Origin of the sequence: Sphingopyxis sp. QXT-31 (assembly GCF_001984035.1) — a bacterium.
Classification (GTDB): domain Bacteria; phylum Pseudomonadota; class Alphaproteobacteria; order Sphingomonadales; family Sphingomonadaceae; genus Sphingopyxis.
On sequence record NZ_CP019449.1, the window covers coordinates 1,184,188 to 1,201,658 of the forward strand.

General features: G+C 64.6%; 26 protein-coding genes. 25 read left to right on the top strand and 1 reads right to left on the bottom strand.

Translation table 11 applies throughout. The features are described 5' to 3' along the window. Nucleotides 1-7 precede the first annotated feature (7 nt). The gene (locus BWQ93_RS05825; RefSeq protein ID WP_077029687.1) at nucleotides 8-763 is read left to right on the top strand and encodes a MerR family transcriptional regulator; all 756 of its coding nucleotides are present in this window, start codon (nucleotides 8-10) and stop codon (nucleotides 761-763) included. 86 nt (nucleotides 764-849) lie between these two features. On the opposite strand, the gene BWQ93_RS05830 is transcribed toward BWQ93_RS05825, so the two are convergent. Next, on the bottom strand, nucleotides 850-1,302 hold the full coding sequence (locus tag BWQ93_RS05830) for a hypothetical protein (RefSeq protein ID WP_156878157.1): 453 nt from the start codon (nucleotides 1,300-1,302) through the stop codon (nucleotides 850-852). Nucleotides 1,303-1,412: 110 nt separating this feature from the next. On the opposite strand from BWQ93_RS05830, the gene BWQ93_RS05835 reads away from it, so the two are divergent. The 24 genes from BWQ93_RS05835 to BWQ93_RS05945 all read left to right on the top strand — a co-directional run bounded on the left by BWQ93_RS05835 (nucleotide 1,413) and on the right by BWQ93_RS05945 (nucleotide 17,396). After that, on the top strand, nucleotides 1,413-1,625 hold the full coding sequence (locus tag BWQ93_RS05835) for a hypothetical protein (RefSeq protein WP_077029689.1): 213 nt from the start codon (nucleotides 1,413-1,415) through the stop codon (nucleotides 1,623-1,625). Nucleotides 1,626-1,630: 5 nt separating this feature from the next. Next, entirely contained in the window at nucleotides 1,631-2,629 is a 999-nt protein-coding gene (locus BWQ93_RS05840; RefSeq protein WP_077029690.1) for a CHC2 zinc finger domain-containing protein, read from the top strand. Further along, nucleotides 2,626-4,155, top strand: coding sequence for a YfjI family protein (locus tag BWQ93_RS05845; protein ID WP_083720652.1), 1,530 nt, complete (start codon nucleotides 2,626-2,628; stop codon nucleotides 4,153-4,155). The genes BWQ93_RS05840 and BWQ93_RS05845 overlap by 4 nt, the downstream gene beginning before the upstream one ends. After that, nucleotides 4,148-4,729: a hypothetical protein gene (locus BWQ93_RS20745; RefSeq protein ID WP_156878158.1), complete on the top strand. Its 582-nt coding sequence runs from the start codon at nucleotides 4,148-4,150 to the stop codon at nucleotides 4,727-4,729. The genes BWQ93_RS05845 and BWQ93_RS20745 overlap by 8 nt, the downstream gene beginning before the upstream one ends. A 355-nt stretch (nucleotides 4,730-5,084) precedes the next feature. Next, nucleotides 5,085-5,570, top strand: coding sequence for a hypothetical protein (locus BWQ93_RS05855; protein WP_156878159.1), 486 nt, complete (start codon nucleotides 5,085-5,087; stop codon nucleotides 5,568-5,570). A 212-nt stretch (nucleotides 5,571-5,782) separates the two neighbouring features. Beyond that, a complete protein-coding gene (locus BWQ93_RS20750) occupies nucleotides 5,783-5,953 on the top strand; it encodes a hypothetical protein (RefSeq protein ID WP_156878160.1) in 171 nt (56 codons plus the stop codon). Next, complete coding sequence (locus BWQ93_RS05860) at nucleotides 5,946-6,251, top strand: HNH endonuclease signature motif containing protein (protein ID WP_077029693.1); 306 nt, start codon at nucleotides 5,946-5,948, stop codon at nucleotides 6,249-6,251. The genes BWQ93_RS20750 and BWQ93_RS05860 overlap by 8 nt, the downstream gene beginning before the upstream one ends. Continuing rightward, entirely contained in the window at nucleotides 6,248-6,427 is a 180-nt protein-coding gene (locus BWQ93_RS05865; protein WP_077029694.1) for a hypothetical protein, read from the top strand. Before BWQ93_RS05860 ends, BWQ93_RS05865 begins: the two co-directional genes overlap by 4 nt. Then, nucleotides 6,424-6,711: a hypothetical protein gene (locus BWQ93_RS05870; protein ID WP_077029695.1), complete on the top strand. Its 288-nt coding sequence runs from the start codon at nucleotides 6,424-6,426 to the stop codon at nucleotides 6,709-6,711. The genes BWQ93_RS05865 and BWQ93_RS05870 overlap by 4 nt, the downstream gene beginning before the upstream one ends. Nucleotides 6,712-6,863: 152 nt before the next feature. Next, nucleotides 6,864-7,310: a P27 family phage terminase small subunit gene (locus BWQ93_RS05875; RefSeq protein WP_077029696.1), complete on the top strand. Its 447-nt coding sequence runs from the start codon at nucleotides 6,864-6,866 to the stop codon at nucleotides 7,308-7,310. Then, a complete protein-coding gene (locus tag BWQ93_RS05880) occupies nucleotides 7,303-9,114 on the top strand; it encodes a terminase large subunit (protein WP_077029697.1) in 1,812 nt (603 codons plus the stop codon). The genes BWQ93_RS05875 and BWQ93_RS05880 overlap by 8 nt, the downstream gene beginning before the upstream one ends. 12 nt (nucleotides 9,115-9,126) lie before the next feature. Then, the gene (locus tag BWQ93_RS05885; protein ID WP_083720654.1) at nucleotides 9,127-10,416 is read left to right on the top strand and encodes a phage portal protein; all 1,290 of its coding nucleotides are present in this window, start codon (nucleotides 9,127-9,129) and stop codon (nucleotides 10,414-10,416) included. After that, on the top strand, nucleotides 10,406-11,287 hold the full coding sequence (locus BWQ93_RS05890; protein ID WP_198040476.1) for a head maturation protease, ClpP-related: 882 nt from the start codon (nucleotides 10,406-10,408) through the stop codon (nucleotides 11,285-11,287). Before BWQ93_RS05885 ends, BWQ93_RS05890 begins: the two co-directional genes overlap by 11 nt. 14 nt (nucleotides 11,288-11,301) lie before the next feature. Then, the gene (locus tag BWQ93_RS05895) at nucleotides 11,302-12,573 is read left to right on the top strand and encodes a phage major capsid protein (protein ID WP_077029698.1); all 1,272 of its coding nucleotides are present in this window, start codon (nucleotides 11,302-11,304) and stop codon (nucleotides 12,571-12,573) included. 56 nt (nucleotides 12,574-12,629) lie between these two features. After that, nucleotides 12,630-12,872 (top strand): hypothetical protein, encoded by a 243-nt coding sequence (locus BWQ93_RS05900; RefSeq protein ID WP_077029699.1) that lies wholly within the window; start codon nucleotides 12,630-12,632, stop codon nucleotides 12,870-12,872. Between the two features lie 59 nt (nucleotides 12,873-12,931). Further along, entirely contained in the window at nucleotides 12,932-13,462 is a 531-nt protein-coding gene (locus tag BWQ93_RS05905) for a head-tail connector protein (RefSeq protein WP_077029700.1), read from the top strand. Continuing rightward, complete coding sequence (locus BWQ93_RS05910) at nucleotides 13,459-13,830, top strand: phage head completion protein (protein WP_077029701.1); 372 nt, start codon at nucleotides 13,459-13,461, stop codon at nucleotides 13,828-13,830. Before BWQ93_RS05905 ends, BWQ93_RS05910 begins: the two co-directional genes overlap by 4 nt. 26 nt (nucleotides 13,831-13,856) lie before the next feature. Beyond that, on the top strand, nucleotides 13,857-14,366 hold the full coding sequence (locus tag BWQ93_RS05915; RefSeq protein ID WP_232314752.1) for an HK97 gp10 family phage protein: 510 nt from the start codon (nucleotides 13,857-13,859) through the stop codon (nucleotides 14,364-14,366). Further along, complete coding sequence (locus BWQ93_RS05920; RefSeq protein ID WP_077029703.1) at nucleotides 14,363-14,764, top strand: hypothetical protein; 402 nt, start codon at nucleotides 14,363-14,365, stop codon at nucleotides 14,762-14,764. The genes BWQ93_RS05915 and BWQ93_RS05920 overlap by 4 nt, the downstream gene beginning before the upstream one ends. A 134-nt stretch (nucleotides 14,765-14,898) precedes the next feature. Next, the gene (locus tag BWQ93_RS05925) at nucleotides 14,899-15,219 is read left to right on the top strand and encodes a hypothetical protein (RefSeq protein ID WP_077029704.1); all 321 of its coding nucleotides are present in this window, start codon (nucleotides 14,899-14,901) and stop codon (nucleotides 15,217-15,219) included. A 67-nt stretch (nucleotides 15,220-15,286) separates the two neighbouring features. After that, the gene (locus tag BWQ93_RS05930) at nucleotides 15,287-15,736 is read left to right on the top strand and encodes a hypothetical protein (RefSeq protein ID WP_077029705.1); all 450 of its coding nucleotides are present in this window, start codon (nucleotides 15,287-15,289) and stop codon (nucleotides 15,734-15,736) included. A 110-nt stretch (nucleotides 15,737-15,846) separates the two neighbouring features. Continuing rightward, nucleotides 15,847-16,287 (top strand): hypothetical protein, encoded by a 441-nt coding sequence (locus tag BWQ93_RS05935; RefSeq protein WP_077029706.1) that lies wholly within the window; start codon nucleotides 15,847-15,849, stop codon nucleotides 16,285-16,287. A gap of 14 nt (nucleotides 16,288-16,301) precedes the next feature. Further along, nucleotides 16,302-16,715 (top strand): hypothetical protein, encoded by a 414-nt coding sequence (locus BWQ93_RS05940; protein ID WP_232314753.1) that lies wholly within the window; start codon nucleotides 16,302-16,304, stop codon nucleotides 16,713-16,715. A gap of 48 nt (nucleotides 16,716-16,763) precedes the next feature. Further along, nucleotides 16,764-17,396 (top strand): hypothetical protein, encoded by a 633-nt coding sequence (locus BWQ93_RS05945; RefSeq protein ID WP_077029708.1) that lies wholly within the window; start codon nucleotides 16,764-16,766, stop codon nucleotides 17,394-17,396. The last annotated feature ends 75 nt before the right edge of the window (nucleotides 17,397-17,471 follow it).

Sequence of the window (17,471 nt, forward strand, 5' to 3'; positions counted from 1 at the left end):
AGGCCTTATGTCACGATACAAAATCTCTGGTGCCACCGTGCCAACTGGCCCGTTCACTCGCGGCAAGGTGGCTCGCTTTACCGGCTTGCAGGACGAGGTTTTGTCGCACTGGACAAAGGAAGGGCTTCTGGTCCCGATTAATGATGCCAGTGGACCCGGCAGGCCCAAAGAGTTTGACCAGCTCGAAGTCCAAAAAGCGGCCGTGCTTAAGCAGATGCGAGAATTTGGGTGCGGAATAGACGCACTAAAATGGTTTGCCTCTATCGTTGACAGGGCGCGAGTGATTGCAGCGGAATCGCCCCTGTTCCCCCTTCACCGAATATGGGAGCTGGCGCACGTCCGAAGATCTACCGATCAGTTTTTGGAGGGAAAGCGTGTTCGCGTGTGGGACAGGGTCGACGGAGATCTTGTCGATGTGCCGGCCCAGTCTCTAGAAGAAATTGCCCTCCACCACTTAAACCCAGGCGGCGGTGTAGAGGCAGAGGCGGCAGAAGTAGCGGCGGCCGTCGACATAGTTAAAAAATATCCGACATCTCTAGACTTTCAAGCGATGCTAGTCGGCCCGGCCTTTACTGAAAATTACATCCTCGATCGGAGGACAAACGGGATTTTCCTGATGTGGCCGACGCCAAAAGGGTGGGAGCTCTACGAAGATTCGGACACGAACATGAGCGGTCTTATGAAGCCGCCGCTTGCAGGGATCATGATTTACGTCACTCGTGTCATGCGTGATCTGTGGATGATCGACGATGTGCTTCTCTGAGATTGTTGGTCATGCCGACTTGCCAGTCGAGGGCGCCAGTGGCTGCGGCTGCCGCCGGCGTCACTGCGCCGTCACGATGTCGAAACTCATTTGGTGGCAGCGCGAACTGCAGTCTCTTCTTCGCGATCCGCCTCGGCTTTCGGATGCGCGCTGGAAAGCGTGGAATGAAGATCGTCAGGAAGCTGAAGAATCTGTGATACGACTTCGGCGAGGTATCGCGCCCTCTTGTCGTACCGCTTCGGAGCATCGGGCAGCGCCTCAAGGATTGCCCGTTCTAATCGTTCCACCGACGCCGTTGGGCTCAAACGTCCATGAGCTTCGCCCAAGAAAAACTCAGGCAGGGTAATCCCCTGAACCTCGATCACGCTTCTGAGGTTGCCAACACTAGGCTCGCTGCCGTTCTTCAAGTTAGTGAAGAACGACGTGTTGACCCCCGCGTCACTGGCCCACTGATTGTTCGAGTAGCCGTCGGGACGAGGCAGACTCATCAAGCGATCATAGATTTCGCGCGCGCGCCTGGCTGATTCTTCACGTTTCAAATTCGATCTCCATCCGTTGGAAATATCCCATAGACTTCGAAATGTTACCATTTGATAAATTTCCAACGATTTTGATTGCGATCATTGGATATTAATCATAGGTCGGAGGGATGCAGACACCCCTCGAAAAGAGCCTCCTGGCTGAAGTCGAAGCCTTTCTTGAGCGGACGGAGGTTGCCCCATCGAGGCTTGGTCTCGACGCGCTGAACGACGGCGCGGTCGTAAGCCAGCTTCGCGCCGGAACGCGTTCGCTCTCTTTGAAAAATGCTGACCGTCTCCTCGCTTATATGCGGGACTATCGCGCGCCCTCCGAGAAGGGCTGACTGCGATGCATCGCACCGAGCGTCGATCAATCTCTGCTGCCGACTTAAACTACGCCGCCGAGTTTCGGCGGCGCGTCGACGAGCTCAAAGCCAGTGTGCTCATGTCGGGCGTCGTCGGTCGCGCGACCGCGCTCAAGCGCTCGGGCCGCGAGTATAAGGGCCTCTGCCCGTTCCACGGTGAGAACTCGCCCAGCTTCTTCGTGAACGACGCGAAGGGATTCGGGCACTGCTTCGGCTGCGGGTGGCACGGCGACCAGATCAAGTTCGTCATGGAGCGCGAAGGCTGCGGCTTTCGTGAGGCGTATCAGCGGCTCGCCAATGATGATCTGCCGACATGGTCGCCGGCCGAGCGCCAGAAAGCAGCAGCCGAAGACCGGCTCGATGACCTCGAAAAGGAGGAGTGGGCGCGCAAGTTCTTCAAGGCCTCGGCGCCGGTCGCCGAGACGCCGGGCAGGATATATCTGCGGGCGCGCGGCGTCACGATTGAGCCCCCGCCGTTCGTCCGCTTCGGCATGGTGCCGTCGTGGCGCGATAAGGAAACCGGTGAATGGGGCCGCAACCGCCCTGCCCTTGTTTGCGGGGCGCAGGACGGCACCGGCGCCGTGGTCGGCATCCAGCGGATATTCTTCAAGAACGACGACCCTGCGCTCGGCAAGAAGGATTGCAAGCTGAGCCTCGGCTCGATCCGCGGCTCGGCTCTCCGCCTGGGCGAGGCCGAGCCCGTCATCATCATGGCCGAGGGGCCGGAAGATGGCTTGTCGATCATGCAGGAGGGGCCGGGACACCCGGTCTGGGTGCCGTTCGGCACGAGTATGATGCCCTCGGTTCAACTGCCGCCGATCGTTCGCAAGGTCATCATCGCCGAACAGAACAACACGGCCGGTCGCATCGCCGCCGCCAAGGCGGCTATCGCGCTTTCGGATCTCGGGCTTGAGGTTGCCAGTGCTCGACCGGGCGACCAGTTCGACGACTGGAACGACCAGCTGCGCGCGGTGACGGCATGAGCGGGCGCTTCAACGACCAGTTCGCAGATGCGGCGCCCACCGTCGTGCAACCGCTCGACATCATGGGCGACAAGGGCAACCAGGCCGAATATCCGGTTGAGGCGCTTGGGCCGGTGCTGGCGGCGGCGGTCGCCGCAGGAGTAGATGCTACATTCGTGCCGGTGTCGATCGCTGCGCAGTGCTGCCTCGCAGCGATCTCGCTCGCCGGGCAGGGTCACTTCGACGTCGAGCTGCCAACCGGACAGAGGCGGCCGACGTCGCTCAGCCTCGTTACCATCGCCGAGAGCGGCGACCGCAAATCGGCCTGCGACGACTACATGATGGCTCCGGTCTGGGCTTTTCAGGAAAAGCTCGAGGATGATTTTCAGGCCCGGAAGGCGAACACGCTGATCGAGCAGTCGGCGTGGGACGAAGCGAAGAAACAAGCGACGCAAACTCACAAGAAGGGTGGCCAAGCCGCCCTTGCGCAGGCCTACCGCGATCTCGGCCCGCGTCCAGAGGGTCCGCCCGACCCGACTATCGTGATGCGCAGCGGAACAACGCAGGCGCTGGTCAAGCGGTATATCAGCGGTCGCCCGTCGATGGGCCTCATGTCCGACGAGGGCGGGTCGTGGCTCGGCGGCTACGGCATGACTCCCGATAATCAGCTTCTGACCATATCGCTGCTGAGCGACTTCTGGGACGGTAGGGCGGTGCAGATCAACACGGTCGGCGAGGGCTTCACAGCGCTCAAGGGGCGCCGGCTCGCCTTCCACCTCATGATTCAGCCGTTCCTCGCCGGTCGCCTCCTCGGCAACGCCGAGGCGCAGGGGCAAGGGTTCTTGAGCCGCCTCCTCGTCGCGGCTCCCGAGAGCAAAGCCGGATCGAGGTTCGTCGATCCTGACCGTCGCCAAAGCCCGGAGCATCGCGCGGCGATCGGGACTTTCCGCGAACGGCTCAGCACGATCATTTCTGCGCCATTGCCCATGGTCGACGACACGCCGGTCTTGAAGCCCGAGCCCGTCATCTTTTCCGATCAGGCGAAAGCTATGTGGTGGGCGTTCTACAATGCGCTTGAAGCGCGCCTCGGCCCCGAGGGCGACCTCAAGGAGGTGAAAGGCTTCGTCGGCAAGCTGCCGGAGCAAGCTGCGCGGCTTGCAGTCAATCTCGCAGCCTTCGAGCAAGGCGCTCGCCTGCGCGAGCTGGACGCGCCGACGCTGGCGCGCGGTATCCAGCTCGCCGAGTTTTATCTGTCCGAAGCCGTGAGGCTATTCGGGAAGCCCAGCACCGACCCGCTCATGGCAGACGCTCAACTCCTCTCAGACTGGCTGCGCGAAAAATGGACCGAGAACCTGATCTCCGCGAAGGCAATCGCGCAGTTCGGCCCGAGCCGACTTCGCCGCGGGGGAGACCATATCGCCGCCCTGATCGATGTCCTCGTACGTCACGAACATCTCTCGGACCAGCTGCCCGGCGGCGGCATGGTAAGCGGCGCCAAGGTCCGTAAGGCTTGGCGCCTGCAGATGCGCGAGGCCCGCAATGGCTAGCGCATTCGATCCCTCGGCGTTCATCGCCGCCGAAGCGTCGCGGCCGGTAGCGATCGGTAGCGATGATTTCTCGATGTTGCGCGCAGCGTCGAAACCCGCAGAAATCCGCGCCATTCCGGCCGTCCCGTGCAAGACGGTAGCGAAAGTAGCAACTGTAGCAGGCCCCAGCGCCGAAAATGAACTTTCCGATGCTGTCGTAAAGTTGCCGTGGGATGGCTATCTTCTGCCCTGGTCGGGATCGCCCTGCCCGTCATTCATCCGCCCAGAGATATTCGACGAGATCACGAACGAGGCCGTCGCCGTCTCGCGCCGCTGGGGCGCTCAGGCGATTGAGGCCGGCTGGTCGACGATTGATCTATTCGGCTGCTGGCGTCATCCGCAGTACCGCCGCGTCGACTGCAACGGTCTCGTGGCGTCGATTGTCGGGCTGCTCACGCCAGTGCGGGTGACGGCGCTGTCGCCGACACGCGCCGATCTCACCGATCATCTCGGCAATGTCATGCGGTTTTATCGTCGGCCGATGCCGTTCGCTGTCCATCTCTGGGAGGCATATGCCATGCCAGCAGGCCCGTAAGAGTAGCAATGAGGTTGCTACTCTTCGCTACACCGGCGCGCTTTGATGCCCTTCCATCTACTCCCGCAACTGAGGAGTGGAATGAATATCCTATTGTTTTCTCTATATTTTCAGAGGTTTTAACATGACGATGAGGGGCGATCTTCGAAGTGTAGCGCAGGGGGCCGCTACAGTTGCTACACTTGCTACTCTCCCGCACTCGCGCTGGTGCATCCTCTCGACCAGCGGCGGCCGCACCCTGCCCCTCGCCCGGTCACTCGACGCCGCCGGGCTCGATGCCTGGGCGCCGGTGCGCACCCTCCGCCGTCCGATGCCGGGGCAGCGCCGCGCGCGCTACCTCGGCCTGCGGCCCCGCATGAGGGAGATCGACTATGCCATCTTGCCGGGCTTCGTCTTCGTCGGCGCCGAGCACCTCGACGACCTCGCGCGTATCGCCCTCGACGACGCGCTGCTGCATCCGCCCTTCTCGGTCTTCCAGATGGCGGGGCGGGTGCCGTTGATCGGCAGCGCAAGCCTAGACGGGCTGCGCGAGGAGGAGGCCGACGCCGCGGTCGCCATTCAAGCCCAGCGGGACGCCGAGACGCGAGCGCAGGCCCAGCGCGCGCGGGCCGAGCAGATGCGCACCGATCGGGCACGGCGCACGGCACTGCGCCGCGAGCGCCGCGACTTCGAGCAAGGTGCGAGGGTGGCGGTGCTCGACATGCCGTCGATGGCGGGGATGATCGGCAGCGTGGAGAGTTCGTCCGGCACGAAGGCGACGATCCATTTCGGCGGTTCGCTGACGATGGAAATAGAGGCTTGGCAGGTGATTCCCGCTCCGCTATTGGACGGGCACGCCTGACGGCGTCGCTGCTCAAGCAGCAGGCGGGGATAGACGATCTTGGTCACCATGCCATTGCGCTCCCCGACCAAACGCAGGAAGCCTGTGCTTCCGGCGCTGTGCAACGCAATTCAGGAATGCGAAGACCCAGGACCAATCAGGTCACGGCACGTCTAGCCCGGCCCGAGGGAGCCGTGAACGGAATCCCTCGCCCCTTCTCGACGGGAGCAGCCATGCCCCAGCCCGACATCGTCGCCCTGCTGCAGGACATCGCGCGCGACGTTCACGACGCGGCGTTCGACTTCATGGAGCCAGCACGCGACCGGCGCGACGCCGAGGGCCGCATCGCCCGCATCGAGGATCTGGCAGCACGCCTGCGATCGACAGTGCGCGGGCATGGGTGAACGCCTCCGAGGTCGGGCCGGGCAGAAGGCTCGAGCCCGCCGCCTCGCCCGCACCGATGGCTTATGCGAACGCTGCCTCGACCGCGGCATCGTGCGCCTGGCTGACGAGGTCAACCACAAGGTGCCGCTCGATCATGGCGGCGAGGACGTCGACGAGAACACCGAGAACCTGTGCAAGCCGTGTCACCTTGGGGTCACCGCAGAGCAGTTCGGACATGCCGCCCCGATCAAGGGGCGAGGCATAGGACGCGACGGCCGGCCGACCAGCCCCGACCATCCTTGGAACAGGAGCGGATGATGAACATCGAAGCCACCCTATCGGCCCGCCAGCGCTTCTGGACGAAGCCCGCGCTCATGGTCGCAGCCGTCACCTGCGCGCTGGTCGAGTACGTCTCGCCCGGTGCCGCTGCCGTGCTCGGTGACTACGCTGCCAAGATTATAGGTCGGTACGGCTTCAAGTTCGAGGTGCAATGATGCTGACTGTCCTGCAGGTCCACGAGGCCGCCACCCTGATCCACGACCGCGAGCGCCTGACGATCGCCCTCGCCCAGCCGGGCGCCGGCCTGCGGGGCGTAGGACCGTTCAGCGACGCGTGGCTCGTCGAGGCCATCGCACCCGTCTATCGCGCCACGCTCGTTGCCCGCCTTGGGGAGATCGACACGAAGCTGCGCGCCCTCGGCGTCGACCCTGCCAGTGCGCCCGACGTCGACCAGTCGCCTTGGGATGCAATGACGCGACCGCACGTCGACGCCAGCTGACACGAGGGGCGGCGATCCCAATGGATCGACCGCCACCCCCCGGTCAAAAGGGTGGGAGGGCGCCAAAGGGGACACCCGGCGGCCCATGCACACGCAGCGAGACCAATTTTCAGGTAAAAAGTTCGGGGCATCCCCGAAGGGGATGACGTGTCATGAGCCTCACCGCGATCGAGGGAACTGGCGCAATCGTGCCGGAACCCGACTGGACCCTGCTACTAACTGACGATCTGGAGCGCGCCGCCGCTTCCGAGCATTGGCGGCGCATCACGACCGAGCTTAAGGACCGCGAGTTGCTCGCCCCGGCGAACGCTCACGCCATCCAGCGCCTCGTCATCGCCTATCTCGTCTTCGATCGCGCCGCGCGCGAGGTCGCCGAGAACGGCGCGGTCATGAAGCCGAAGCGCGGCAACCCGAAAGCCATCGCCCGCCTGTCCCCGTACTTCACCGCCATGCGCGAGGCCGGGTCTGACGCTGATCGGCAAGAGCAGGAGCTTGGCATTGCTCCGCGTCGTCGCTCTGGCGCGGGCAAGGTCGCGAAGCGGACTGTCCGCCGCACCGGTGCCGACGCCTATCTGAAGAACCGCGGCGGCGGTGCCTAACCGCTTCCTCGCCGATCCCGACCCGACGACCGCCTGGGCGAAAGCTGCCGTCGACGGGAAGCTGTTCGTTGTCGGCGATCTGGTTCGGTACGCTGCCGAGCGTCATCTGCGCGACATCCGCGACGGCGAGGCTCGCGGCATCTATTGGCGGCCGGAGGAAGCCGCCCACTTTCTGAACTTCCTCCCCTCGGTGTTTCAGGTCACCGACGGCCCCGCGGCCGGAGAACCGTTCCACCCGTTGGAGTGGCATACATTCGCCGGCGGTAGCCTGTTCGGCTGGCGCACCGCGACCAATCGCTGGCGATTTCGCACCGGCTGGCTCGAAACCGGCAAGGGACAGGCAAAATCGCCGTTCATGGGCGCGATCGGCGTCTACATCATGGGCTGGTGCGACATCGCCCGCGCGCAGTGCTACGCCATCGGCGAGGACAAGGCGACCGCGAACGTCCTCTTTCGCGACGCGGTCGCAATGTGCCGGGCGGACATCCCCGGCGGTGACGAGGGGGAAAGCCTCGAAGGTCTCGGCGAGGTCGTCATCCGCGGCGAGCTGGAGAACGCGTGGAAGATCGAGCACCCGGATAGCGGGTCATTCTTCCAGCCTATCGCCAGCGGCGAATCTCAGTCGGGGCCTCGCCCCTCCTATGTTGCCGGCGACGAGATCCACGAGCTTAAATCGGAATCGGCTCTGCTGACGTGGAAAGCGGCGATCGACAAGGTGGCGGGCAATGCACTGATGCTGCTCGGGACCAACACGCCCGGCACGACGCAGCACGTCGGCACCAGCTACTCGAATATGTACCAGTCGATCGTGAAGGGCGAGGCGCGCGATGATACGGCGTTCGCGTTCATCGCTCGCATCGACAAGGCCGACCGCGAGACCGTCTTCGAGAATGAAAAGTGCTGGCCGAAGTCGCTTCCGGCGCTCGGCGAGACCTTTCCGATCGAGAACATCCGCGAGACCGTCAATTCAGCGCGGTTGCGCCCGTCGACGAAGTCGAGCGTCAAGCGCCTGTATTTCGGCATCGACACCGCCGCGGCGGACTTCTGGATAAGCGAGGAAAAATGGTCTGCGGTGCAGGGCGCGGTCGACAGCCGCGCGATGATCGGCCGCAAATGCTGGCTGTCCCTCGACCTCGCGCAGAAGAACGATCTTACCGCCCTCTCGGCAGCGTGGGAGTTGCCCGAGTTGCTCGCGGTCAAGACGTGGTACTGGACCGCGAAAGAGGGGCTTGAGGAGCGCGCCGACGCCGACAAGGCGCCGTACCTTGACTGGGTCGAAGACAAATATCTCACCGCGACGCCCGGCGCGACGATCGATTACACCTTCGTCGCGCAGCAGGTCGCCGAGATGGACGCCGAGCACGATATTCAGGCGCTTTTCGTCGACTCCGCGTTTCTGTCGGCCTTCACCGACGCCTGCGACGAAGTTGGGCTCGAGTACTGGATTTACGAGGGGCCGGGCAAGCCTGAGGGGCGCGGCCTCAAGATCATCCGCCACGCGCAGGGCCAGAAGATCAATTTCGAGGAGCGGCAAATCTGTATGCCGCACTCGATCACCCGCACCGAGGACCGCATTCTAGAGGGTCGCGTGCTGATTGACGCCTCGCCGGTCACCTACAGTTGCGCGGCGAACGCGGTTGTCGAGGCCGACGGCCTCGGAAACCGCATGTTCAACAAGAAGCGCTCCCGCGGCCGGATCGACGGCATGGTGACGGTCGCGATGGTCATTGGCGGCGCGACCGCCAACGAGAAGCCGAAGAAGAAGTCGGTCTACGCCACCCGCGGCGTCATCCGCATCAAGTGACGAGGAGGCGGAATGGGCATTTTCACACGCTTCCTCGACTCAGTCGGCATCATGTCGGGCGAGCCCGCCGCTGCTGCCGTTCGCCAGCCCCCGGTGTCAGGCCCGATCTTGGCCTATGAAACCTACGATCTGAACGACCCCAGGCTGCTCGAACTGATGCGCGAGGGCCGTACCGGCGTGTCCGGCATCGCCGTCAACGACCGAAAGGCCCTGCGCAACAGCACCTTCTTCCGCGCCGTCTGGCTCCAGTCGGCCTCAATGGGAATGTTGCCGGTCCACCTGCGCCGCCGCACCGGTGACAAGGTCGAAAAAGCGACCGATCACCCGCTTTTCAACGTCCTGCACAAGAAGCCGAACGACTTTCAGACGGCCAGCCGCTTCAAGGCCTATATGCAGATGTGCGCCCTGCTCGACGGCGGCGCCTATGCCCTGAAAATCCGCTCGCGCGGCCATGTACGCCAGCTGATCCCGCTTGAACGCGGGTCGTGTAAGCCACGCCTAACCGATACGTGGGGTCTCGTTTTCGACTATCAGCCGAAAAAGGGCGGGTCGCGCGTCCTCATGGCCGATGACGTGTTTCATTTCGGCTCCCCGCTCACGCTCGACGGCCTGAACGGCCTCGGCCTTCTCGACGTTGCTGCCGACACCCTCGGCCTCGCCATTCGGGCGCAGCAGGCGGCGTCGCGGCTGCTCGTCAACGGCACGATCGCGCGCGGCGCGCTCGAAACCGATGAGACGCTCGGCGCCGAGGCAATCGAGAACCTGAAAGCGAGCCTCCGCGAGGATTATGCCGGCGTCGGCGCGACCGACGACTGGCTCATTCTTGAGGAGGGGCTGAAAGCGAAGCTGTTCGCAGGATCTGCGCGCGATTCCCAGCTCGTCGAACTGATGAAGCGCGAGGCCGAGGAAGTCGCCCGGTTTACCGGCGTGCCCCGCCCCCTGCTGATGTTCGACGAGACCAGCTGGGGCAGCGGCATCGAGCAGCTCGGCCTATTCTTCGTGACCTACTGCCTGATGCCGTGGTTCGTCATCTGGGAAGAGGCAATCTGGACGTGGCTCCTGACGCCGCAAGAGCAGCTGACGATGTACGCCAAATACAACGAGGGCGCGCTGCTTCGCGGCTCGCTGAAAGACCAGGCGGAGTTTCTGAAAGCCGCGCTCGGGCCGAACGTCGGTTATCTCACCCAGAATGAGGCCCGCGACATGCAGGACCGCAACCCGATCGACGGCGGCGACGAACTGCCGCGCCCCGGCACGACCGCACACAGCATCATGCAAGAGGAACAGGCCGATGCAGCATAATGGCTTGCTCGCGGTGCGCGCTACGGCGCGCCCGCCCGAGATCAAGGGCGTCGGCGACGGCGCCGGCTGGAAGTTCGAGACGACCGCACTGGCGGACGACTTCAAGCATTTTGAGGTCCGCGCCGAGGCATCCGATCATCCGACCATCTCGATCTTCGACTATATCGGCGACGACGGCGAAGGCGGCGGCGTGACCGCCAAGCGGATTGCCGCAGCCCTCCGCGCCTGCGCTGGCAAGCCGATCACCGTCGAGATCAATTCGCCGGGCGGCAACTATTTCGAGGGCGTTGCCATCTACAATCTGTTGCGCCGCCACGACGCGGCGGTCGACGTCGAAATTCTCGGAATTGCCGCCTCGGCGGCGTCGGTCATCGCCATGGCCGGCGACACGATCGCGGTCGCGCACAATTCCGAGATCATGATTCACGAGGCCCGCGGCCTGTTCTTCGGCACGAAGTCCGAGATGGCCGATGCAATGGAGACGCTCGGCCATATCGACCGATCGATGGTGGAGACCTATGCCCACCGATCGGGCCGCCCCGTCGACGACTTCGAGACGATGATCGCGGGTAAGGACGTCTATTTTCGCGGGCAGGAGGCCATCGACGCTGGTCTGGCCGACTTGCTCATGGACCGCGAGGCCGAAATGCCCGTCTATGTCGTGGCAGAGACCAATCTGCCCACCGACAAGGCCTCGCTCGACCGCTTTCTCGCGAAGCACGACATGCCGCGCTCGGCGCGCCGTGAACTGTTCCGCGCGATTGGCACGCACAACGCTGCCGACCCTGCCACGCCGCGCGCTGGCGAAGCCGAGCCCGCTTTCGAGGTCACCGACGACCACGAACGCCGGCTCCAAGCCCTGTTGTCCTAAAAGGAACATCCATCATGAACGCTATGACCACCCTGCGCGGCACCGCCGCGACGGGCCGGGGCCTCCTCGCCGTGCGCGCCGAAGCCCAGCCCAAAAAGCCCGCCACCCTCGATGACGTGCTCGTCACCTTCGAGGCCTTCAAGAAGCAGAACGACGCCGCGATCGACGAGATCAAGGCCGGCAAGACCGACGTCCTGACGACCGAGGCCCTCGACAAGATCAACGCTGCGATCGACGAGGTCACCGCGGCGGTCGACGAGCAGGCGAAGATCATCGCCGCGGCCAAACTCGGCAACGGCGCTGTCATCGGCGACATCGAGGCGGACGCCGAATATACCGCCGGCTTCAAGGCCTTCATGCGCCGCGGCGAGAAGGGCATTGCCGACTTCGAGGCGGCAATGTCGAAGGGCACCGACGCCGACGGCGGTCTGCTCGCGCCGATCGAGTGGGACCGCACCATTGGCGACAAGCTCAAGAAGATCAGTCCGATGCGCCGCGAAAGCCGCGTCATCACGATCTCGGTCGCGGGCTTCAAGAAGCTGTTCAACGACCGCGCTGTCGGTTCGGGCTGGGTCGGTGAAACCGCCTCGCGCCCGGCGACCAGCACGCCGCAGATCGGCTCCGTCGATTTTACCCCCGGCGAGCTCTATGCCAACCCTGCGATCTCGCAGGGTCTGCTCGACGATGCCGCGGTCGATCTCGAACAGTGGCTCGGCGGCGAGGTCGACACCGAGTTTGCGCGTCAGGAGGGCATCGCTTTCCTGTCGGGTGACGGGACGAACAAGCCGCATGGCATCCTCACCTATGTGACCGGCGCGGCGAACGCGGCGCGTCACCCGTGGGGCGCCATCCCGGTCGTCAATAGCGGGCACGCTACGACCATCCCGAGCGGCGACGCGCTGATCGACTTCATGATGGACCTGCCGTCCGAGTTTGAAGCGAATGCGAAGCTGTTCCTCAAGCGGGACTCGCTTCGTGCGCTTCGCAAGCTCAAGGACGGCCAGGGCAACTATCTGTGGCAGCCGTCGTATGTCGCCGGCACGCCGTCGACGCTCAACGCCGCGCCCGTCGTCGAAATGCCCGATATGCCGAGCATCGCCGCGGGTAACATCGCTGCGCTCTATGGCGACATGGAGGCGACCTATCTGGTCGTCGATCGCGTCGGCATCCGCGTCCTGCGCGACCCGTTCACCAACAAGCCCTTCGTGCATTTCTACACGACCAAGCGCGTTGGCGGCGGCGTCCACAACCCCGAACCGATGCGCGCGCTCAAGATCAGCGCGTAACCCGTGCGGCCGGGCTTCGTGCCCGGCCCACTCCCCCCGCCATCAGGAGAAAAACGATGGACAAGCAGACCCCCAGCAAAGGCAACGGCGTCCCCGCCGCCACGAAGATCGATCCCTCGGGCGCGCCCGTGCAGATCGTCCCCGACGTCGATCTCGACCATCCGGCAGTCGACGCCGACCCGCGCGCCAACACGACCGCGGATCAGAACCGCATCGACTTCAACGACCCGACGCTGACGGGCTCGGAAGCGGTCGAGAAGAACCTCGCCGCGCAGAAGGGCGAGAAGAAGGCCGACTGACGCGGCCGGCGCTGGCGCGATGACCGCCAGCGCCACCCCGCTAACCGATGAGGTGACCTATGGCGGAACCCATTTCGACGGCCGAGGGCAAAAAGCACCTCCGCGTCGAATCCACCGCCGATGACACGCTCATCGCGGACAAAATCATTGCCGCGCGCGAATGGGTCGAGGATTATACGGGCCTCGTGCTGACGCGCCGAGAGGTGACCGAGGCGATCGACAGCTTCTCGGCTCAAACTCGCCTCCGCGCTTGGCCGGTTGCCGATGAGCCGATCAGCATAGTCTATCGCGACTTCGTCGGAGCCGAGCAGACCATCGCCGACGCCGTGCTGCGGCCGCAGACGCGTCCCGCCCGTATCTATCCCGCACTTGGCGCCGTGTGGCCGAACTGTCGCACGATTAGCGGCCCCGCCGCAGTGACCTTCACGGCGGGCTATGCGACCGCAGCCGACGTGCCGCAGGCGCTCAAGCAGGCGATGCTCGTCATGCTCACGGCGTTTTATGACGACCGCCCAGGCGGGGAGATGTTCGCCGCCGCCGAGCGCAGCGCGAAGGCGCTGTGCCGTCGCTACAAGCGGCGCGTGCTGTGAAAGACACCCGCTCGCTCGCGAGCCGCCTCAAAGATCGCATCCGCATCGAGCGCCCCGTCACCGCGTCCGGCTTCAAGGGCGCAGGCTCGGGCTCGTGGGAGACCGTGCAGGACGACGTGTCCGCCGAGATCGAGGACGTATTGCCGAGCCGCGACGAGCGGCTCAGCAGCGGCCTGAACATTGCCACCCGCAGGGCGCGCGTGCGCCTGCGTTATCGCACCGACATCAAGGCCGACATGCGCTTTGTCGACATCACCGACGGCACCGACGGCCGCATCATGCAGATCATCGGCGGCCCGGCGAAGCTCGGCCGCGAGGCCGTAGAGTTTATGGTCGAGGATTACAGCACCGCTGGCAGCGGGGCCTAATGGTCACCGTCCGGGGTGGGGGAGCGGTGCGCCGCTTCCTGACCAACATTCCCGAGCAAATGGACGGCGTCCTGCGCGGCGCCGCGCGCGCAGGCGGCAAGGTCGTCGCTGATGAGATCAAGGACACGACGCCCTCCGAGGAGGTTCGAGACAATATCCGCATTCGGACAAAGGCCGAGAGCGATCATATTCGAGTGAGGATCGACGTGAAGGACCGCTGGGCGCGGTCGCTCGGCATCTGGCTCGAATATGGCACCGACCCGCACTTTATCAGCGTCGACGAAAGCCAGCGCGGCGGACGCAGCGTGGGCCGCATAAACACCCTCGCCAAGGATAGCGACAAGGGGCACTCGCTGCTGATCGGCGGCAATTTCGTGGGCTCGACGGTCTTTCACCCGGGCGCGCGCCCGCACCCCGCCTTTCGCCCCGCGCTCGATCGGAAAGAGGCCGAGGCCGTCGCCGCGGCGCAGGCCTACATCAACACCCGCGTCTCGCGCGCGGGCATCAAGCGCGAGCCCGCCGGAGGTGACGAATGACGACTGGTGTCGACATCGTCGGTGCGCTGCTGCTCGCCGATACGGGGCTGCTCGCCCGCGTCCCTGTCGATAGCATCAAAGCGGCGAAGCTGCCCGACGGTATCACCCTCCCCGCGCTTCTCGTGCGCCTCGTCAGCCAAGTCTCGCGCCAGACGCTCACGCGGCAGGCGAAGACGCGGAGGATCGACCGGGTGTCGGTGACGGTGCGCGCCGCGAGCTACGAGGAGCAGACCGAGATCATCGCCCTTGTCCAGAATTGCTGCGCGGGCGTGACCGCCGCCGGGATCGCAGGCGGCGAGCGCGTCGCAGTCCTCGACGCCGGCCAAGGCCCCGATCTGCTCGGCCCCGGCGACAGCTTCGAGCAGGCTCAAGATTTCCGCGTCAGTTACGACGCTTAGACCTTCCGCAAGGGCTGCAGCCCCCATGGACCCCCGATAGCTCAGGACAGAGCGCTTTGAGGCGAGAGCCAACAGAAGACGGCCACCGGGTGAAAGTCCCGGCTCGGGGAGCGCAACTACCACAGGAGACCATCATGACCGACAGCCCCAAGAAACGCGCCTTCATTATCGCCTCGTTCAACGACAATGGCACCGGCGAGAGCTTCACCGCAGGCGAGACGCCCCTGATCGATGCAGGCGCCTACGGCAATTATGAGGCGGCCGGCCTCGTTGGCACGCCGCCCGTCGCCAGCAAGCCCGCGAAGGCGAAGGCGGCACCCAAGAAGGCCGCGAAGCCGAAGGCCAAGCCCGCCGCCCGGACCCCTTCCCCCGCGCCTGCGCCGACCCCGGCGCCTGCGCCCGTCACCGCTCCCGAGCCCGTCGCCGACGCGGCCGACGGCGGCGCTGACGCCTGACATTCTGTCCGATCCCCGGACTGAATAACCGCCGGCCCGCCCGGCTTTGCCATCATGGAGATATGACATGGCTTCTTCGACTGCTGCGGGCACGACGCTCGCTATCTCTGCCGGCGTTCCGGCCACCCAGGACGGCACCGGCTACGCCGCGCTGACCTACACCGTCATCGGCGGCATCGACAAAATCGGTGCGATCGGCGCGACGACCAACAAGGTCGAGTTCCAGCCGCTCAACGGCCCGAAAGAAAAGCACAAGGGCTCGACCGATTACGGCTCGCTCGGCCCGACGATGGCGCACGACAAGGCCGACGCCGGCCAAATCCTGCTGCGCACCGCGTCGGCGCCGACCAACCATGCCCTCTATGCCTTCTGCGCGACCTATCCCAATGGCGACAAGCGCTACTGGCAGGCGCGCGTGTTCGGCTATCCCGAGAGCATCGACGGCGCCGACAGCGTCATCATGGCAGCGCCGACCGTCGAGATCGTTTCGGCGATCATCAAGGTCGACGCGGCCTAACCGCTTCCACCCCCATTCCGGCTCTGAGCCGGATAACAGGCATCGGCCTCCGCTCGCCGACCTCGCGGTCGAGCGGGGGTCGGTGCGCCCACAACCGCGAGGATAATCTCATGACCAATGCAGTTTTTGACATCAGCACCGAGGCGGTCGTCGATACCGCCACCCTCCACGTCAAGAATGCGGCCGGCGAACATCTCTATGCCGACACCGATCGCAAACTTCCTGTCCAGATCGAAGTCTGGGGACCGGGCAGCGACGCCTACGGCGTCGTCGAGGCCCGCCAGACCGCCCGCGCTGTGAAGCGCATTCAGGAAAACGAGGGCAAGCTGCCGACGCCGAACTATGAGGACACGCTGCGCGAGTCCGCAGAGGATCTGGCGACGCTGACGCGCCGCTTCGTCAACTTCGCCTATCCCGCAGCCGGCGACGCCACCGGACCCGAGCTGTTCGCCGCGGTCTATCGTGATCCGAAACTCGGCTTCATCGCGAAGCAGGTGCAGGCCGCGGTGAAAGACTGGGGAAAGTTCAAGGCCGCATCCGCGACGGGCTGACGCTCTACGTTCGGATGATGGGATGGCTTCACGCCGTCCCAAAGCCCCCTGAGGGGTCCAAGCGAGCGACGGCGACCGAGCAGAACCGGCTCAGCCGTTACGAACAGCAGAAGAAAGACGGCCTCGAACCCCGGATGCCGCCGAACCCAATGCCGCACTTCATCGCCTGGCTGGTTGAGATCGGCATGGTCGAGGGGGGCGGCATGGGGCCGGCGCCTCTCAGTTGGCGCGAAATTGCCGAGTGGCAGCGCAGCGTCAATGTCCGGCTATCCCCGTGGGAGGCGCGGCTTATGCGCCATCTGTCTGCCGCCTACGTCGGCGAGAAGGCCAAGGCCGAGAGCGAAAACTACCCGGCGCCGTGGCGCTCCGAGGTGACGCAGCGCGAGCGTGACATCGAGGAAGCGAGGCTGCGGTCGGTGTTGGGTTGATCTGGAGCGCGGTGCGCGCGTATCTACCTCCGCTCAAGGGGATTCGATATGCGCGCACTCGCTCTCGCTCTGGCTCTCGTTTCAACGCCCGCGCTGGCGGATGAGCGCCGGGTCGTCCCGATTGGCGACGTCCTCGATTCGCTCTCTCTTGACCAGCGCGACAACGTCCGGCTCGCAAAGCTATCTGCGCCGATCAATCGCAAGATTTATTTGGTCGAGCGCCTGAGCCTGCCCTCTGGCACCGAATTGGAATGGCAAAGTTCCCGAGGGGCATTTTGCTCCGAAAGCCGAGGGCACTTCGACAGCGACGGCATAGAATCGGGCCTCTGCCTCGCCGATCGCGACGGCGACGGCCGGATGGAAACAGCCTCGGGCTATGGAATTGTTCGCCCAGTCCAGCTGAAAGAGCCCGCGCCTTTTACCACGCGCGTCGGCACGGTTTTTTCGCCGAGCGACGTCATCAAGCGCATCGTGTATCTGGGCGGGACATCAACCGAGGCCCGGTTTAGTTACCGCGAGTTCACCCGAGAGGGGCTTGCAAGGCCGGCGTTCACCGAAGACCTCACGGTGCCGCTGCAGAGCTTCCCGGTGCAGATGACCCTTAAGGGGGTTGCCTTCACAATCCACGGGCAGAGCAGCGCCGGGCTCGACGTCACCGTGCCGGATCGACTGCCGAGCTAGCCGCGAGCGCTTTCGGACGCGCTCACCCTTCCCTGAAACATCTATGCCCCGCTTCTGCGGGGCTTTTACCGTGAG

Excerpts from the sequence above, each read along its gene's own strand:
- BWQ93_RS05905 (WP_077029700.1), top strand. The coding sequence starts at position 12,932 with ATGGCGGAACCCATTTCGACGGCCGAGGGCAAAAAGCACCTCCGCGTC.
- BWQ93_RS05870 (WP_077029695.1), top strand. The coding sequence starts at position 6,424 with ATGATGCTGACTGTCCTGCAGGTCCACGAGGCCGCCACCCTGATCCAC.
- BWQ93_RS05925 (WP_077029704.1), top strand. The coding sequence starts at position 14,899 with ATGACCGACAGCCCCAAGAAACGCGCCTTCATTATCGCCTCGTTCAAC.
- BWQ93_RS20745 (WP_156878158.1), top strand. The coding sequence starts at position 4,148 with ATGGCTAGCGCATTCGATCCCTCGGCGTTCATCGCCGCCGAAGCGTCG.
- BWQ93_RS05895 (WP_077029698.1), top strand. The coding sequence starts at position 11,302 with ATGAACGCTATGACCACCCTGCGCGGCACCGCCGCGACGGGCCGGGGC.
- BWQ93_RS20750 (WP_156878160.1), top strand. The coding sequence starts at position 5,783 with ATGCCCCAGCCCGACATCGTCGCCCTGCTGCAGGACATCGCGCGCGAC.
- BWQ93_RS05885 (WP_083720654.1), top strand. The coding sequence starts at position 9,127 with ATGGGCATTTTCACACGCTTCCTCGACTCAGTCGGCATCATGTCGGGC.
- BWQ93_RS05840 (WP_077029690.1), top strand. The coding sequence starts at position 1,631 with ATGCATCGCACCGAGCGTCGATCAATCTCTGCTGCCGACTTAAACTAC.
- BWQ93_RS05875 (WP_077029696.1), top strand. The coding sequence starts at position 6,864 with ATGAGCCTCACCGCGATCGAGGGAACTGGCGCAATCGTGCCGGAACCC.
- BWQ93_RS05855 (WP_156878159.1), top strand. The coding sequence starts at position 5,085 with ATGAGGGAGATCGACTATGCCATCTTGCCGGGCTTCGTCTTCGTCGGC.
- BWQ93_RS05940 (WP_232314753.1), top strand. The coding sequence starts at position 16,302 with ATGATGGGATGGCTTCACGCCGTCCCAAAGCCCCCTGAGGGGTCCAAG.
- BWQ93_RS05920 (WP_077029703.1), top strand. The coding sequence starts at position 14,363 with ATGACGACTGGTGTCGACATCGTCGGTGCGCTGCTGCTCGCCGATACG.
- BWQ93_RS05825 (WP_077029687.1), top strand. The coding sequence starts at position 8 with ATGTCACGATACAAAATCTCTGGTGCCACCGTGCCAACTGGCCCGTTC.
- BWQ93_RS05860 (WP_077029693.1), top strand. The coding sequence starts at position 5,946 with ATGGGTGAACGCCTCCGAGGTCGGGCCGGGCAGAAGGCTCGAGCCCGC.
- BWQ93_RS05845 (WP_083720652.1), top strand. The coding sequence starts at position 2,626 with ATGAGCGGGCGCTTCAACGACCAGTTCGCAGATGCGGCGCCCACCGTC.
- BWQ93_RS05930 (WP_077029705.1), top strand. The coding sequence starts at position 15,287 with ATGGCTTCTTCGACTGCTGCGGGCACGACGCTCGCTATCTCTGCCGGC.
- BWQ93_RS05865 (WP_077029694.1), top strand. The coding sequence starts at position 6,248 with ATGATGAACATCGAAGCCACCCTATCGGCCCGCCAGCGCTTCTGGACG.
- BWQ93_RS05900 (WP_077029699.1), top strand. The coding sequence starts at position 12,630 with ATGGACAAGCAGACCCCCAGCAAAGGCAACGGCGTCCCCGCCGCCACG.
- BWQ93_RS05835 (WP_077029689.1), top strand. The coding sequence starts at position 1,413 with ATGCAGACACCCCTCGAAAAGAGCCTCCTGGCTGAAGTCGAAGCCTTT.
- BWQ93_RS05935 (WP_077029706.1), top strand. The coding sequence starts at position 15,847 with ATGACCAATGCAGTTTTTGACATCAGCACCGAGGCGGTCGTCGATACC.
- BWQ93_RS05945 (WP_077029708.1), top strand. The coding sequence starts at position 16,764 with ATGCGCGCACTCGCTCTCGCTCTGGCTCTCGTTTCAACGCCCGCGCTG.
- BWQ93_RS05890 (WP_198040476.1), top strand. The coding sequence starts at position 10,406 with ATGCAGCATAATGGCTTGCTCGCGGTGCGCGCTACGGCGCGCCCGCCC.